A 14,146-nucleotide genomic window follows, 5' to 3' on the forward strand; every position below is an offset into this window, starting at 1 on the left:
GGTTGCAGTATAGTTGACCGTAGGCAGTGGTGGTAGTGTTAGGCGCGCAGTTGGTTGTTAATTAACGGTGATAGCTTTTGACTGCTAGCATTGAATCTATGTTATTATCATGCCGCCAAAATCTTAGGTATTCTTCTTAGTACATGCCGTCAACTACGGTGTTGTATTGAGGCCTTATTTAGCTGCGTTTCGCAGCACTGTTGTGTGATTATCGAACCAATGAAAAAAATTGTAGCAATACGCCTGCGCCGTCGCGAAGATGGCGTGATCGCGTTTAAAGAAACCCAGCATGCCGAGATCATTTTTAGTTCTTATGATAAGCGTGATAATGCGGTTAAAAATCTGCAGGAAGAACTTTGCTATCGTCGCGGTATGGCGTTCAGTGTCGATGGTTGTGACTTGTTTTGGTTTGTTATCGACGACCAACGTAGTGTCGAATATTATTTAGCGTTTAACGAGGTGGAGTGTGTCTTGTCTGGCGAGTGGTTGGAGTCGGCCAAGGCGAAGATTGCCGGCTATAGTGGTTTCCGCTATTACGACGCCTGCGCAGCATGGGCGGATGATATTACGCTGAAGGATCAGCAGCGAAAAATTGATTATAACCTTTCAAAATATACGAGAATCTAAGGCTGGCACTGCAGTTCAGTCAATAAAATAGGCGGTGTTAGTGGGTAAGATTTCAAACCAAATTTTTGTAGCGGTTGCCTTTTTGACGCGTCTGCCTGTGCCTGAAAATATTGATTATTCTGACGATATTCAGCGACGATCTCAGCGCTTTTATCCCCTGGTTGGTTTGATTCTGGCGTTGATCAGTTTGCTGTTCTATTTTTTATTCGCGACTTTTTTACCGGTTAAATCTGCTGTTTTGTTGTTGTTGGTCACCACGATGTTGGCTACTGGCGGCCTTCATGAGGATGGCTTCGCCGATTGCTGTGATGGTTTTGGTGGCGGTTACGGCGATAAAGAAAAAATACTGAATATTATGAAAGACTCCCGGTTAGGGACTTTTGGTGTTGCGGGTTTGGTGTTTCTTGTTTTATTAAAATGGCAGCTGTTGGTTATTATTGCACTGCACTCGCCACTGTTTTTATGTTTAGCCGTCGTGTTCTGTTACAGCGCCAGTCGTTGGCAGCCACTGTTGGTGATGTCAAAAATGCAGTATGTCCAGCACCGTGGTAGTAAGACTGAGCAGCTTGAAAATAAATTGAGCGGCAAGGAGCTTTCTTTGTCTGCGGTGGTGAGCCTGCTGACAGCGGTGTTAATGATTCTATGCGGTGCTGCGGGTTTATTGCCGGCGATGGTGGTAATGCTCATTGTTGTTTTAACGGTATTCTTATTCAGCCAATACTTTTGCCGTTTTTTACAGCGTCGCCTCGAAGGCTACACCGGCGATTGCCTGGGTGCTGGCCAACAAATAACTGAGATTATTATCTACCTCTGTTTGGCGGCGGCGGTCAGTCAGCACTGGCTATAGTTACTGCTTCTTATTATTTGTTATTTTATCGTTGATAAAATGCAAAAAGCCAATCTCTCTCTGTCCCAGGGTGGCTACCTTTTCTTTTGCCCACACAAAAACCTTGTCATTAGAGCTGATACCGATGTCTTCGGCCTGTACTGCTAGTTTGCGCTGCAGGCTTTTTAACTGACCGTCGGTGGTGGTGGGGCTGTACTGATTGTTATCCACCGCTGGCAAGGGCATGGTGGATAGCTCATAGGCGTATAGCATAACGGCTTGGCTGAGGTTGAGAGAGGGGTAGCTGGTGGCCAGAGGGATGGATGTTAAGATATCGCAGCACTCAAGCTCACTGTTGCTGAGCCCGTGTTTCTCGCTGCCAAAGACGATGGCCACACGCTGCAACTGCTGGCTCTGGATCAACTCTTTCAGCTGTGTCGGGGGGTAGAGAGTCTCACGGTGATGACGGGGCTTGGCGCTGGTGCCGATGACCAGGTCACAGTCGGCGGTTGCGGAGCCAAGATCATCGAACAATAGCGCGTTGCGCAATAGCTCGGTCGAGCCATGGGCGAGAATCCGCGCCTGCTTGTCGGTATGCGCGGTGGTGTTAATCAGTCGCAGCTGCGAAAAGCCCATGGTCTTGAGCGCACGGGCGCTGGCGCCAATGTTTTCTGGCACCGCGGGCTGACTGAGGATAAAAACAATCTCCATGATTCGATATTCAGCCGTCTTTAGTGTTGGTGGCCACCGATGCCATGGGCGTGACCGTGGGCAATTTCTTCTTCGCTGGCGTCGCGAATACCCTCAACTTTCACCGAGAAGCGCAGCGTGAGACCAGCCAGAGGATGGTTGCCGTCGACGGTGGCTTGAAACTTACCCGCCTTTACCACGGTGGCGAGGCGGTCACCGTCCTTGGTGGTGACATAGACTTGAGAGCCTGCTTTTAAGCGTTTGCCTTTACCACCGCGAATTGACTTCACCGGGATGCGGCTGATCATAGCTTCGTCTCGGACGCCGTAGCCATCGATGGGGTCGAGTTCTATGGTCAGCTCGTCGCCAACCTTGTGGCCCGCCAAGGCGGCTTCCAGCTTGGGGAGTATGTTGCCGCAGCCATGCAGGTAGGCCATCGGTTCCTTGTCGCTGGCATCGAGCTGTTGATCATCGATGTCGGTCAATTGATAGTGAAAGCTGATAACTTTGTTGTTCTCGATAATCATGGGGATTCCTAACGAAATAGACGGCGGCAAAAAACGCAATCATAGCTCGATAGTGAATGGGGGAGAAGTAAAATATCTGCCCAGTAGTAGCCGTCAGCCTCTAAGCATGGCAACGACGTGACGGTGACTAATAGTTCTGGGCTATGTGCTGGCTTTGATTGTTATAGCTGACACTGCCCATGTTATCTTCAGCGGGCTCGGGGCGGGTCATTTTATTGTGATCGTATTGCAATACTTCGGTTGAATGTAGTTTCTTGATCAGCTTTTGCGGTGTTGAGCCGGTCAGGGCCTTGCACTCGCGAGTCAGGTGAGCCTGGTCGCTGTATTGGGCCTTGGCTGTTAACTCCAGCAAATTAGGCTTCGGCGAGTTGCGCAAATCCATACACAGCTGTCGAATGCGTGTAATGCGGCCAAATTGTTTGGGCGTTAAACCTATTTGGGCGCGGAACTTACGTTCGAGTTGGCGCCGGCTGATGCTGACCCGGTCGGCGACATCTTGAATGCGGACAGTACCGGCGGATTCTCTGATTATATTGATGGCCTGTTGCAAGACATCGGCCTGCTTGAAACGGGGTTGAAAATGCCTGAGGAAGAACGACTCGATGGCATAAAGCTGCTGTTCATGACCGCTGATTGCCAGCAACGGTTCGAGTAAGTTGACGGCAATATTAGGCCAGATCAGCGCGGCGGGAATGACGTTATCGAGCAGTTGCGTGCCATTAAGCTGCTGTTGAAAAACATTAATAGCGCCAGGCCAGAAGCGAACACCGATGAAGTAGCGTTGATTAGACTGTCGTTTTGCCGCCATCGGCTGGCTGCGCGGGCCAAATAATACGGCTTGATAGTCTAGATTACCGTGCAGACTGGTAATCGCTATCGAGAGGTCACAGCCGGCATCGGCGGCAAGGTTTTCAGGCAGGTGATGAAATTGATTGTCATAGTACCAAAAGCACTGGATATACTCTGCCAGTTTGTCGCAGGGTTGGAATTCAATGACCTGTTTTGTCAAGGGCGTCGACATCGTATTCATAGTACTGTCTCTGTTTCTTAGTCGGCTGAATCTTTTGCTGCGAACAGCGTCCACTATAGGAATAGCAAGAGTAGCGACGGCTAGTTTTTTATTATTTTTAGTGATGTTGCGATTTATCAGAAATACTAAATTCACCCTAACATAAAAAAATTGACATAATGACCGGTGACATGGTCGATTTGCGAAAAATAGTGAATTTTTTTAATCAATGAGCCAGCAGGGGGTAATACTGCAGGTGTTTGGCTTACAGTCTTGTCGTTGTCTCGTCAGCACCAAAGATACGGCTGATATGTTGCTCGAGGATGTCGTAGGTAAACGGCTTTTGCACAAACCCGAGTAAGCCTAGCTCAAACACATCCTGTAACTCTTGCTCGGCACTGTAGCCAGTAGAGAGCAGTGCTTTTATATTTGGATTGATTATTCTTAAATGGTTAAACAGTTGTTTGCCATCCATTTCTGGCATCACCATGTCCAGAATAACCAAGTCGAAGCTGTTGAAGCTGCTGCGGTAAAGCTCAATGGCTGTGGTCGGGTTGGCGACTGTTTCTACTCGATGCCCATAATGCTCAAAGAGTGTTTTTGAGTAATCGCGTACCACTTCTTCATCGTCAATCAGAAGGATGCGAATAGTGGGGGCGGTGGCTGCGATTGTGTGCTGAGGGTTGATGATGTTTTTTTCGAGCACAGGCAGAAGGATTTCGAAGGCTGTTCCTATATTGGCTTGGCTGGTGCAAAAGATGACGCCACTGTGTAGATGGACAGTGCCATACACCGATGCTAACCCCATTCCCGATCCCTTACCAAATTTTTTGGTGGTGAAGAAAGGCTCAAAAATATGCTGCTGAACCTCGTTTGTCATGCCGCTGCCGGTATCACTGACAGTGATTGATAAATAGTTTCCACCTTTGAGATTAAAGTCATTGACCGTTGAGGCCTCCAGTTGTTTGTTGCAGCTAGCGATCGTGATTTGCCCGCCCGAGGGCATTGCGTCCTTGGCATTGAGGCAGATGTTCAACAGAGCACTCTTTATCAGCGAGTCATCACCGTGAACGCAGTAGTGTGGGGCCTCCAATTGGTGTTGAAGACTGATATTCCGGTCGATGGTGCAGCCCAGGATGGATAGCACGTCGTCAATAATCGCATGTACGGAGAAGTCTTTTTGTTGGTACTTACCTTTGCGGGCAAAGGTCAGTAATTCCGCTGTTAAGGTGGCGGCAGTCTGTGCTGTTTGCTCAATATGCCTGGCGTATTGGCCGATATCGTCTTGTGTCGTTTTTTGCTGAATGATTTCAGAAAAACCGAGTATACCCTGTATCAAATTATTAAAGTCATGGGCGATTCCCCCAGCTAACTGCCCAATTGCCTGCATTTTATGCGCGTGGCGCAAGGCCTCTTCTAGCTCTCGCTGCTTGGTAATGTCGCTGCCGATACTAAAGGCGCCGACCGGGTTTCCGGCTTTGTCGACAATGACTTTGTTTGTCCACGAAACCCAAACACGATCGCCGTTTTTCTTGATGTTCTCATTGATATTGAGTTCATATTTTGTCGGATTTTGGCAGATATCATTCATCAGCGGCCGCAGATCGCGACCAGTGGACTCATTGCTGGGCACAATGGTATCCATTACATGCTGACCGATTATTTCCGCCTCACTATAACCGAAAAAGCGCTGAGCAAACTCGTTGAAATATGTGATTAACCCGGCGGTATTCCACCGCAAAATAATCGAGTTGGCATGCTCAACGACTTCCTTGAAGCGGTCTTGATTATTACTGAAGTCGGTGAGAATACTGTCTTCAGAGATCTCTTTATGTTGGCTGGTATCGGAGGCGTTTGTCATGATCGGCTAGTGGCTACCGCTGTTATTTTAATGTGTAATTAGCAGAGTAGTTTTTTCTTGCCGCTATTACCATTATAAAAATAGGTCAAATAGTTCTAAGCTGGCTGCGTTATTTGCATTGTTGAGGTTGCTGGGCTGGGTTAAGCTGAATGATTGTCGTTATTAATAGGGCGCTGCCGTGACCTCGGTCAGGGCTTGTACCTCAGCATGAATATAGTTATAAGTGAGAGGCAGGGATAAGAACCTGAACAATGCAGGACTTGTTGTAATGATTTATCTGTAACGATTAAGGAATACGACGATGGATGCTTTAACAGTGCAAGAATATATGGAATTTCAGCCGGTTGCTATCAGCAGTCAGGCAGTGTTGACGGATGTCATTCAGCTCTTATCGAAAAAAAGAGTATCGGGTGCGCCGGTAGTCGATGAGACCGGTGCGGTGATTGGTTTCGTGTCAGAGCAAGATTGTCTGCGCAGCCTGTTGATGAGCGGTTATCACTGCGATAATGCCGAGACCGTCGACAACGTGATGAGTAAGGAGGTGCTGATGGTGGCGCCGGAGGACAGTGTGGTCGAATTAGCCCGTAAGATGACCGACAGTAAGCCCAAACTTTACCCGGTGGTTGAAAATAACAAGTTGGTGGGCTGTATAGACCGCCGCCAGGTCTTGTTGGCTATTGCGGAGAGTCAGATAGAAGGCTGCAAGGTCTGGTAAGCCATCGCTTGCAGCGGTGTTAAAAGAATATCCCCAGTGTTGGTGCGGTAATGACATTCCAGTCGATTATGACGTCCCTTGCCGCAATCTTTAATTCCCCATCGACTCTTCTTAGTGTATCTCTGCGCTGGGCGCTAAACAGATAATTATCCTGTTGATGTCTGCTGTAATTAATCATTATATTGCTGTAGCACCGAAGGCAATCAACCTGTTCCGTGGCCAGCACCTCAACATTGCTAACAAATCGACGGGTACGGGCTGGTGGATTGTCGGTCCAAGAGTTCTGTTTGAAGGCGCGCATAACTCGTACCGATAAAATGAAGTAATTCTCATCGCGCAGTGGTGGCTCGGTGCCATGACTGAGTTCTCGCTCGACACTGAGGTATTCCTCATTGCCGCGTTGTTTAGGGTCGACCTGGGGAATGTGTCTATTGGGCATACGGTAGATGACATCCTCGGTTACTAGAGCCAGCCATTGGCGATATTGGCGCTCGTCGAGCATTCGTGCCTCTCGATAGTAAAACTGTTCTACCTCGCTGATTAAGCTGCGGTCGGTCTTAGTCATTGTCTTGCTCCCCTTGCAGGCCTTTAATCAGTTGTTGTTGCCAGTGGCGATAGAAATCGCGGGCGTAATGTTCATCGAAGCAGCTACCAACCATGCCGGGCAGCTCTGGGTGTTCTTCGGCCTCGCCCATACCGAGGCCATAGTAAAAACGCTTGTTATCGGCATAATCGATATTGCTGCCACTGTATTGCTGTGACCACGCTTCGGAGTCCTCGCCTTCGAGCAGGCCGCCGGGACCAAACATCATGGTGTAGTTGACCCGTAGCTTTTGCTTGATGTGCTCCGGGGCGTTTTTTTCAACCACAAACCAAGACCAATATTCGACCTGGCCGGGTCCCTTGGGATGGCTGGTTCGCAGTGTCATATTTGGCCATAGGAAGGACAGGTTAGGATAGACGCTATAGCACAGTGGTTTCAGTCGAGAGCGCACTTCCCCTAAACGTTCAGCGACCTTTTGATGGCACTGTTTAAGGTAATCTGCCACCTCCGGATCGAAGGCGGCAATACCATCCATGCCGAACAGACGCTGCTCCTCGTGGCTGTCCTCAGGCATTAACCGGACCGCAACCCCATGACCGGGTTTGGGGACAACATTATGGCCGTATTCTTCCAGCTCCGTGACGGCCGGGCTGCCCTGTTCCAGCAGTGAACCGTGTAAATAGGGGCCGTGGCCAACATCGCCAAGTTGATTTTCTACTGGCAGCTTCCAGTTGGCGTTGATCAGCCATTTATGAGGTGGCCCAATGACTTCGATACCGCCGTCGAAGCGGTCAAACATGCAATCGAGATACCAGGCCATATCGCCAAGGTGCTCCAGCAGTGGCTCAACACCGGCATCCATACAGGCAAAAATTAAGCCGCGGTAGCTGTCGACACGGGGTACTTTTTGTAGACCAAGCTCCTCCTTGTTTGGTTTGTTGCAGACCTTGCGCTCTTGGGGAATGGCTGCTAATTCACCTTCGACGGTAAATGACCAGTTGTGATAAGGGCATACAAAGCGCTTGGTATTGCCCTGGTCGGCACGGCAGACGGGTACGCCACGGTGACTGCAACTGTTGATATTGACGTGAACCTCGCCATCGTTACCGCGGGCGACAATGACCGGGGTTTCACCGATAAAGCTGGTGATGAAGTCGCCGTGCTTCTCCAGCTGTGATTCGTGGCCCATATACACCCAGTTGCGGCCAAAAATATGTTTTTTTTCCAGCTCATAGACGGCGGGGTCGGTAAACGTCCTGCGGTGTACGAAGTCGCCTTCTTCGCTGACCAACTCTGATAGCTCGGGTCCATCATACAGTTGTTTGGCCGCTATTCGGTTGCACGCTGCCATGGTTTTATCCTTATTGTTGATGCTTATTTAGATAAAAGTTATCACTTAATAACTTTATTGCAAGGTCGTTGTCTAAAAAAGTTAATAACTGATAACATAGCCCCATGAAAACGAATCAACAGATCACCTCATTGAATGAAGAGGCAAGGCTGACCAAGGGTGAGCGAACTGCGCAACGTATTTTAGACAGCGCCGAAAAATGCTTTGCCCAGTATGGCTATACCGGTACCAGTCTGCGTCAAGTAGCGGCAGAGGTCGGTATCAAAGAGCCTGGGCTTTATCGACACTTCGCCAATAAGGAAGCGCTTTATCGCCAGATGCTGGAGCGAGCTTTGCGCCCTATTGCCGACACCATGGAGGTGTTGTTAGATGAACAGGTTGGAATAGATGGCCTGCAGTTTTTACCCGAAAAAATGTTTATATTGCTCGGACAGTCGCCCCAAGTTGCTGTCTTGCTGCAGCAGGCTGTTGCCCACAGCCGTTCAATGCAGCAGCAGGATTCATTCATCGCCGCCTGGTTGGCTGAGTTAATTAGTCAGGGGCGACGGTTATTTATCCACAGCAGTGGTAAGGAAGTCGATGACGCCGATGTGGTATTAAAGATTATCAACCTGTTTAATCTTTGTACGGGTTTCTATGCTTCTGCGGCATTGATGATGGAATTGTTGCCTGAGGATGTTTCGACTGATGACCTGATGCAGCGTCAACGGCAAATACTGGGCCGCATGGCTGCGGCTCTATAATGTGGCTACATCATGTAGCGAGTTACCCCCAGATTCTGTGGGTAAGCCCGTGTATAACATGGTTTGATTAACAGCACTGGCGCGCCAGCGCTGGATTTAGGCATGACGGCTACTTTATAGTCAGTGCATCTTGCTGCTGTTATGCTGGTATACAGTTTTTGGCTAACATTGGCGTAAAGGGGTTGCCCATGATGAATAATGAATTAATTTTGATGCCGGTAATTGGCATGATGCTGCTGACAGCGGTCGTTTGGCTTTATATGTTGGCTTTGAGATTAAGCTATATTGCCCGCCACCACATTGATGGTAGTCAGGTGGCTAGCCCTGAACAGTTGAGAGAACAGTTGCCGGAGGTTGTTAATCAGCCTGCCAATAATTTTAAAAACCTGTGTGAATTGCCGATCATCTTTTACGCCATCAGTATTATGATCTACGCCAGCTATAGCGTGGATACATTTTACGTTAAAGCAGGGCTGATGTTTTTAGTGTTGAGAATCGGTCACAGCTTTGTTCATTGCACGTTTAACCATGTCGGTTTGCGTTTCGCTTTTTATCTCGGCTCATCGGTTGTGTTATGGGCGATGATTGCTCGTTTTTCGTTGCTACAGTTGTTTTAGCCCATCTGTGAACAGGGTTTGAAACTGTGGAATTGTGACAAGGAATAAACCATTGCGGGCGAATAGTTATTGCGGGCAGTTAATCACGCAGTTATTATCGCCACAAATGATACCCACCGTATGAATACGGCTTCGCTTGATGTTACTGAGAAAATATTATGATGCACTTGTTAGATGAGTTGGAAAAAGAGATTGTCTCGGCGAAAGAGACGATTGAGCTGTTGCAGATGGAAGCCGGAGAGCTGCGAGCCGAAAGTGCTCAGGTTAATGACTTGCAGCAAAAAAATAGCCAGTTGGCAGCGGAGAATCAACAGCTAAAAGAAAATCAGGCGAAATGGGAGCAACGTTTAGCCAGTTTGATGCGCCATTTCAAAGACGCCGAGCAGGTTGGCGCTTAACATATGCTTACTTGTCGCCAGTCTTTTTAGGCCTTTTTCTGCCCCCCGTGCCATAATTTACTAGGCAATGACTCTGTAACATCGTCCGGTGGATACAGTAACGCTATTGAGTGGATTGAAATTAGGTTAACTATGGCACGAAAATCAGCCGCTGAGGCAGCACGAACCAAGCAGAAAATCACCGACGCCATTATCCAGTTAACAATACACGAGGGATTTGAAGTTCTTTCGTATACACGGTTATCAAAAGAGACTGGGGTAAGCCGTTCGGGTATTGCCAATCACTTCCCCGATAAGCGCTCGATGGTCGAGGTTTTTCAAGGGCAAATCTTCACTATTTTTACCCGCTATTTGGATATGACAACAGTCGAAAGCTTTCAGCACAGCTGGATGAACTCACTGGCGAGCGATGAATTTAGAAACATAATTTTGTTGGTTTTTGTCCATATGGGGACATCGGCCAACCCGGCGATGAATGTTAAGGCGGTGATGGGAGTCAACCGTTTGACAGGCTTTGTTGAGGGCAGCTTGGGGCAACCGGGTGTTGCTGAGTTGGAATCGTTGTTAGGAAGAACCCTGTTAAGCGTCATCATGCGTAACAAGAGCAACGAGCTTGCCTGATCCGCTGCCCTTGTCGCAACAGCATGATTAAGCCGCGCTGTGAGCGTACTGTCGCTGGGGTGCTCTGAGCTTGTTTAGCATGCCGTCAACCAGCTGCTTTGCGCGTTCGATAGGAAAGCTCGACTGCTCCAAAATTGAAGCATTGCTGAGGCCATCTACCATGGAGACCAAGGTGTCTGCCTCGTTGTCTATATCGATGGTCTCGGCTAAATCGCCAAGCTGGATCGCTTCGCTGATATTATTCCTAACGATATGGCGCCAGCGCTGATAATTGAGTCGTTGCTGGTCTCGAAGGTTGATATTGCTATTCGCCTGCCCCCAAAAACTTAAGGCGCCAGCGCCCTCTAATTCCGCCTCTTGATCAGCCAGCAAGCCAACGAGTGAGTATCTCAGCCTGGCCAGCCCTGGCGATTTTTCGGCGATTTGCAGCTCGATTTGATCGAGCGTTTTGTTGGCCACCCATTCGAAGACAAAGCGAATGAGTTGCTCCTTGTCTTTAAAATAGTGCGGTACGACACCCCGGCTAAACCCCCCCTCCTCAGCGATGGAGCGGAAGGTTGCACCGTCGACACCAGAGCGCTGGATTACACGCAGAGTCACCTCTGCAATTTCATTTCTTCGTTGATCGTGATCGACTATTTTAGGCATGGCTTGTTGCTCGGTTAGCTATTATTTTTCAGCGTATAACAATGTTGGCTGGATATCTCCTAGTCCTTAGGAGGGATAAAACTATTTCTGCTTGTTTGAATATATTATATTTGGAAATTTAAGAGTGCTATACTGTCAGATAGTTCAGGTCTCTATCTTGTTGATAAATATCATTTTAAATCGTACGAGCGTACCACTATGAAAAACTGTGAGCCAGTTCCGTCGATTTTTATTTTCAGGCGTCCGACTTAATTATTTTTTAATCGGTACAATACAGTGATTGGCAGTAGGCTATTATTTCAAGGAGGGGTAATGAAAATATATAAAGTCTTGATGGTTGTATTGGTGTTGGCGATTGGGCCGTTATTCTATGTAAAATTACCCAACGGTCAGCCTCTGTTGTCATCGGCAAAGATTGGCAGTGACATAACGTTTTTTTTGAGTGAGGCGTTCGACAGCGCAGAGACATGGGCAGAACGCGTTATATCGCTATTGCCGGATAAAGAAGGGGGCGCACAACAAGGCGATGCTATCGAACAATGGTTGGTGGCTGGCGATCAACCATTGCCGAACCAAGCTGAAAGTGATCAGATCTTTTACCGCTGGACAGACGGCAGCGGTGTTGAGCACCTGTCCTCTGAACCGAGTTCACAATATCCCTACCGCGAGGTGGGCATTGCAGCGAATACAAATGTGCTCAGCTTTGGCCCAGCAATACCTGAAAGGAAGGAGCCGGCGCCGAAATCTGGCCCAGGTTTGACCTCATTGACTGAGAAAGGCGGAGAAGAAGCAGAGCAGGCCAGCTTGGCTGACCTGCTCGACAATGTTGACGAGCTGAAAGAACAGTTAGAAAACCGCAATGATTTGCTCGACGAGTTATAGCTTATGGGCGGTGAGGTAGTCGTCCATGCGTCGGTTGAAGTCTGCCTTGATGTCATCGCTAACAAAACTGGCGGCAAAGCTGTTGCGGGCTAACTGCACAGCCTGTTCGCTGGTCATATCGAGGCTGTCGACCAGGGCGGTATAGTTTTTGTTCAGGTAGCCACCAAAATATGCCGGGTCATCAGAGTTGGTGGTCACCAGTACGCCTCTGTCCATTAGCTGCAGTATATTGTGTTGTGACATAGCATCGACCACGCAGAGTTTAAGGTTGGATTGCGGGCAGACTGTCAGGGGAATTTGCTCGTCGATTAACCGTTGCACCAGGGTTTCGTCTTCGATACAGCGGACGCCATGATCGATTCGGCTGACTTTTAGTAGGTCGAGGGCCTGCCAGATATAGTCGGCGGGGCCTTCCTCGCCAGCGTGGGCAACAGTTAGCAAACCCTCTGCCAGCGCGCGCTCAAATACCGCGGTAAATTTCTCGGGCGGGTGACCCAGCTCAGAGCTATCGAGCCCGACCCCGATGAGCTTATCTTTATAGGGCAGGGCCTGCTCCAGTGTATCCATAGCAGCGTCGGCCGATAAATGGCGTAGGAAGCACAGAATCAGCCCGCTGCTCATACCCCATTGTGTCTTTGCGTCTTGCAAAGCACGATCGATGCCACTGATAACCGTGCCGATCTCTATGCCGCGGTCGGTATGGGTTTGGGGGTCGAAAAACAGCTCGCTGTGGATAACGCTTTCTTCTTTGCAGCGTAACAGATACGCCATGGTCATGTCGTAGAAGTCCTGCTCGTGTTGCAGGACGTTGGCGCCCTGATAATAGATGTCGAGAAATGTTTGGAGGTTACTGAAATTATAAGCAGAACGAATTTCTTCGACAGAGTTAAAGGGGAGCTCTATTTGGTTACGTTGAGCCAGCTGAAACATCAGTTCAGGCTCCAGCGAGCCCTCAATATGGATATGTAGCTCTGCCTTGGGCAGGTTATTGATGAATGAATGCATGGGTGTGCCGCCTCTAAACAAAATGTAATGTCGTAATTATAATAGATAACATCTGAAAATGATTGATGTGGGGCACTTTTACCTGTTAGTGGATATAAATGGATGTCGCCACTAGGTACATTATGTCGTTTTTGCTATGCTGCAAGGCCATTTTCGCGCTGAAGACAGAATAATTAGGAGCAGTGGATTGGTCATGAATGTTAAAAAAGCGATCTTCCCTGTGGCTGGTATGGGCACGCGTTTTCTCCCCGCCACCAAGGCCTGTCCCAAGGAAATGTTGCCGGTAGTCGATAAGCCACTGATACAGTATGCCGTTGAAGAGGCTGTTGCAGCCGGCATTACAGACTTAGTATTTGTCACCTCATCGACAAAGCGGGCAATTGAAGACCACTTCGACAAGAATTTCGAGCTTGAGCATAAGTTGGGCGAGGCCGGTAAGGATGAGCTGTTAGAAACAGTTAGGTCGATTATCCCCCCTCACGTAAACTGCTATTATGTGCGCCAACCAGAAGCTCTAGGCTTGGGGCATGCCGTACTCTGCGCCAAAGATATTATCGGCGCTGAGCCCGTTGCCATCTTGTTGGCCGATGACATGATCTACAGCCCGAATGTCCCTGCATTAAATACCATGGTTGCCAAGGCTGAACAGGGTTGTTCTGTCGTCGCCATCGAAGAGGTACCGCGGGAGCAAGTGTATAAATACGGTGTCATCGCCCCGGCGGAACAGCACGGTGACATGTATAAGTTAGGCGGCATCGTTGAGAAACCGTCGGTAGAAGAGGCGCCTTCGAATTTAAGTGTGGTCGGCCGCTATGTATTACAGCCCCGTATATTTGAATTGTTAGCGACGACAGAGCGCGGTGCTGGCGGTGAAATACAATTAACTGATGCTATCGCAGAGCTGTTAAAAGAGGAACAAGTCTACGGCTTTAAGTTCGATGGTATTCGGTATGACTGTGGCAGTAAACTTGGCCATATGAAAGCCAATGTGGAGTATGGCTTAAGGCATGAAGAACTAGAGAGTAAGTTTAAAGAGTATCTTGTTGATTTATTGGCTGACAGCTGAGGTATGAAAGCCTACT

General features: G+C 48.6%; 17 protein-coding genes. 9 read left to right on the forward strand and 8 right to left on the reverse strand.

Going from position 1 to position 14,146, the window contains the following annotated elements; all coding sequences use genetic code 11:
* Window positions 1–219 precede the first annotated feature (219 nt).
* Both L9P87_RS10460 and cobS read left to right on the forward strand, forming a co-directional pair.
* Window positions 220–627 carry a hypothetical protein gene (locus L9P87_RS10460; protein WP_237444687.1) on the forward strand — a complete coding sequence of 136 codons (408 nt, stop codon included), beginning with the start codon at window positions 220–222 and terminating at the stop codon, window positions 625–627.
* Window positions 628–667: 40 nt separating this feature from the next.
* Window positions 668–1,474: an adenosylcobinamide-GDP ribazoletransferase gene (gene cobS, locus L9P87_RS10465; RefSeq protein ID WP_237444688.1), complete on the forward strand. Its 807-nt coding sequence runs from the start codon at window positions 668–670 to the stop codon at window positions 1,472–1,474.
* Here the strand turns inward: cobS and L9P87_RS10470 are convergent, their stop codons facing one another.
* From L9P87_RS10470 to L9P87_RS10485, 4 genes are all read right to left on the reverse strand, one after another.
* A complete protein-coding gene (locus L9P87_RS10470) occupies window positions 1,475–2,164 on the reverse strand; it encodes a tRNA/rRNA methyltransferase (protein ID WP_237444689.1) in 690 nt (229 codons plus the stop codon).
* A 20-nt stretch (window positions 2,165–2,184) separates the two neighbouring features.
* Entirely contained in the window at window positions 2,185–2,670 is a 486-nt protein-coding gene (locus L9P87_RS10475; RefSeq protein WP_237444690.1) for an FKBP-type peptidyl-prolyl cis-trans isomerase, read from the reverse strand.
* A gap of 127 nt (window positions 2,671–2,797) precedes the next feature.
* Entirely contained in the window at window positions 2,798–3,700 is a 903-nt protein-coding gene (locus tag L9P87_RS10480) for a helix-turn-helix domain-containing protein (RefSeq protein ID WP_237444691.1), read from the reverse strand.
* A gap of 244 nt (window positions 3,701–3,944) precedes the next feature.
* A complete protein-coding gene (locus tag L9P87_RS10485) occupies window positions 3,945–5,540 on the reverse strand; it encodes a hybrid sensor histidine kinase/response regulator (RefSeq protein WP_237444692.1) in 1,596 nt (531 codons plus the stop codon).
* Window positions 5,541–5,841: 301 nt separating this feature from the next.
* Here L9P87_RS10485 and L9P87_RS10490 point away from each other — a divergent pair, with 301 nt between their 5' ends.
* Window positions 5,842–6,255 carry a CBS domain-containing protein gene (locus L9P87_RS10490; protein ID WP_237444693.1) on the forward strand — a complete coding sequence of 138 codons (414 nt, stop codon included), beginning with the start codon at window positions 5,842–5,844 and terminating at the stop codon, window positions 6,253–6,255.
* 19 nt (window positions 6,256–6,274) lie between these two features.
* Here L9P87_RS10490 and L9P87_RS10495 read toward each other — a convergent pair whose 3' ends face one another.
* Window positions 6,275–6,820, reverse strand: coding sequence for an aromatic-ring-hydroxylating dioxygenase subunit beta (locus tag L9P87_RS10495; protein WP_237444694.1), 546 nt, complete (start codon window positions 6,818–6,820; stop codon window positions 6,275–6,277).
* Window positions 6,813–8,150, reverse strand: a complete 1,338-nt coding sequence (locus L9P87_RS10500; protein ID WP_237444695.1) for an aromatic ring-hydroxylating oxygenase subunit alpha — start codon at window positions 8,148–8,150, stop codon at window positions 6,813–6,815. The genes L9P87_RS10495 and L9P87_RS10500 overlap by 8 nt, the downstream gene beginning before the upstream one ends.
* 104 nt (window positions 8,151–8,254) lie before the next feature.
* Here L9P87_RS10500 and L9P87_RS17865 point away from each other — a divergent pair, with 104 nt between their 5' ends.
* The 4 genes from L9P87_RS17865 (at window position 8,255) to L9P87_RS10520 (ending at window position 10,529) form a co-directional block, all read left to right on the forward strand.
* Entirely contained in the window at window positions 8,255–8,893 is a 639-nt protein-coding gene (locus L9P87_RS17865) for a TetR/AcrR family transcriptional regulator (protein WP_290368501.1), read from the forward strand.
* Between the two features lie 188 nt (window positions 8,894–9,081).
* Window positions 9,082–9,510: an MAPEG family protein gene (locus L9P87_RS10510; RefSeq protein WP_237444696.1), complete on the forward strand. Its 429-nt coding sequence runs from the start codon at window positions 9,082–9,084 to the stop codon at window positions 9,508–9,510.
* A 158-nt stretch (window positions 9,511–9,668) separates the two neighbouring features.
* Window positions 9,669–9,908: a cell division protein ZapB gene (gene zapB / locus L9P87_RS10515; RefSeq protein ID WP_237444697.1), complete on the forward strand. Its 240-nt coding sequence runs from the start codon at window positions 9,669–9,671 to the stop codon at window positions 9,906–9,908.
* 132 nt (window positions 9,909–10,040) lie between these two features.
* Window positions 10,041–10,529 (forward strand): TetR family transcriptional regulator, encoded by a 489-nt coding sequence (locus L9P87_RS10520; RefSeq protein WP_237444698.1) that lies wholly within the window; start codon window positions 10,041–10,043, stop codon window positions 10,527–10,529.
* Between the two features lie 27 nt (window positions 10,530–10,556).
* Here L9P87_RS10520 and L9P87_RS10525 read toward each other — a convergent pair whose 3' ends face one another.
* The gene (locus L9P87_RS10525) at window positions 10,557–11,177 is read right to left on the reverse strand and encodes a TetR/AcrR family transcriptional regulator (protein ID WP_237444699.1); all 621 of its coding nucleotides are present in this window, start codon (window positions 11,175–11,177) and stop codon (window positions 10,557–10,559) included.
* 312 nt (window positions 11,178–11,489) lie between these two features.
* Between L9P87_RS10525 and L9P87_RS10530 the strand changes: the two genes are divergently transcribed.
* Window positions 11,490–12,059, forward strand: coding sequence for a hypothetical protein (locus L9P87_RS10530; protein ID WP_237444700.1), 570 nt, complete (start codon window positions 11,490–11,492; stop codon window positions 12,057–12,059).
* Here the strand turns inward: L9P87_RS10530 and L9P87_RS10535 are convergent.
* Window positions 12,054–13,064 (reverse strand): adenosine deaminase, encoded by a 1,011-nt coding sequence (locus L9P87_RS10535; RefSeq protein ID WP_237444701.1) that lies wholly within the window; start codon window positions 13,062–13,064, stop codon window positions 12,054–12,056. The two genes, L9P87_RS10530 and L9P87_RS10535, sit on opposite strands and share 6 nt — an antisense overlap.
* A gap of 193 nt (window positions 13,065–13,257) precedes the next feature.
* Between L9P87_RS10535 and galU the strand changes: the two genes are divergently transcribed.
* Window positions 13,258–14,130, forward strand: coding sequence for a UTP--glucose-1-phosphate uridylyltransferase GalU (gene galU, locus L9P87_RS10540; RefSeq protein ID WP_237444702.1), 873 nt, complete (start codon window positions 13,258–13,260; stop codon window positions 14,128–14,130).
* The last annotated feature ends 16 nt before the right edge of the window (window positions 14,131–14,146 follow it).

Source organism: Sinobacterium norvegicum (genome assembly GCF_923077115.1).
GTDB lineage: Bacteria > Pseudomonadota > Gammaproteobacteria > Pseudomonadales > Sinobacteriaceae > Sinobacterium > Sinobacterium norvegicum.

Excerpts from the sequence above, each read along its gene's own strand:
- L9P87_RS10535 (WP_237444701.1), bottom strand. The coding sequence starts at position 13,064 with ATGCATTCATTCATCAATAACCTGCCCAAGGCAGAGCTACATATCCAT.
- L9P87_RS10470 (WP_237444689.1), bottom strand. The coding sequence starts at position 2,164 with ATGGAGATTGTTTTTATCCTCAGTCAGCCCGCGGTGCCAGAAAACATT.
- L9P87_RS10460 (WP_237444687.1), top strand. The coding sequence starts at position 220 with ATGAAAAAAATTGTAGCAATACGCCTGCGCCGTCGCGAAGATGGCGTG.
- L9P87_RS10520 (WP_237444698.1), top strand. The coding sequence starts at position 10,041 with ATGGCACGAAAATCAGCCGCTGAGGCAGCACGAACCAAGCAGAAAATC.
- L9P87_RS10475 (WP_237444690.1), bottom strand. The coding sequence starts at position 2,670 with ATGATTATCGAGAACAACAAAGTTATCAGCTTTCACTATCAATTGACC.
- L9P87_RS10485 (WP_237444692.1), bottom strand. The coding sequence starts at position 5,540 with ATGACAAACGCCTCCGATACCAGCCAACATAAAGAGATCTCTGAAGAC.
- L9P87_RS10500 (WP_237444695.1), bottom strand. The coding sequence starts at position 8,150 with ATGGCAGCGTGCAACCGAATAGCGGCCAAACAACTGTATGATGGACCC.
- galU (WP_237444702.1), top strand. The coding sequence starts at position 13,258 with ATGAATGTTAAAAAAGCGATCTTCCCTGTGGCTGGTATGGGCACGCGT.
- L9P87_RS10490 (WP_237444693.1), top strand. The coding sequence starts at position 5,842 with ATGGATGCTTTAACAGTGCAAGAATATATGGAATTTCAGCCGGTTGCT.
- L9P87_RS10510 (WP_237444696.1), top strand. The coding sequence starts at position 9,082 with ATGATGAATAATGAATTAATTTTGATGCCGGTAATTGGCATGATGCTG.
- L9P87_RS10495 (WP_237444694.1), bottom strand. The coding sequence starts at position 6,820 with ATGACTAAGACCGACCGCAGCTTAATCAGCGAGGTAGAACAGTTTTAC.
- L9P87_RS10530 (WP_237444700.1), top strand. The coding sequence starts at position 11,490 with ATGAAAATATATAAAGTCTTGATGGTTGTATTGGTGTTGGCGATTGGG.
- L9P87_RS10480 (WP_237444691.1), bottom strand. The coding sequence starts at position 3,700 with ATGAATACGATGTCGACGCCCTTGACAAAACAGGTCATTGAATTCCAA.
- zapB (WP_237444697.1), top strand. The coding sequence starts at position 9,669 with ATGATGCACTTGTTAGATGAGTTGGAAAAAGAGATTGTCTCGGCGAAA.
- L9P87_RS10525 (WP_237444699.1), bottom strand. The coding sequence starts at position 11,177 with ATGCCTAAAATAGTCGATCACGATCAACGAAGAAATGAAATTGCAGAG.
- L9P87_RS17865 (WP_290368501.1), top strand. The coding sequence starts at position 8,255 with ATGAAAACGAATCAACAGATCACCTCATTGAATGAAGAGGCAAGGCTG.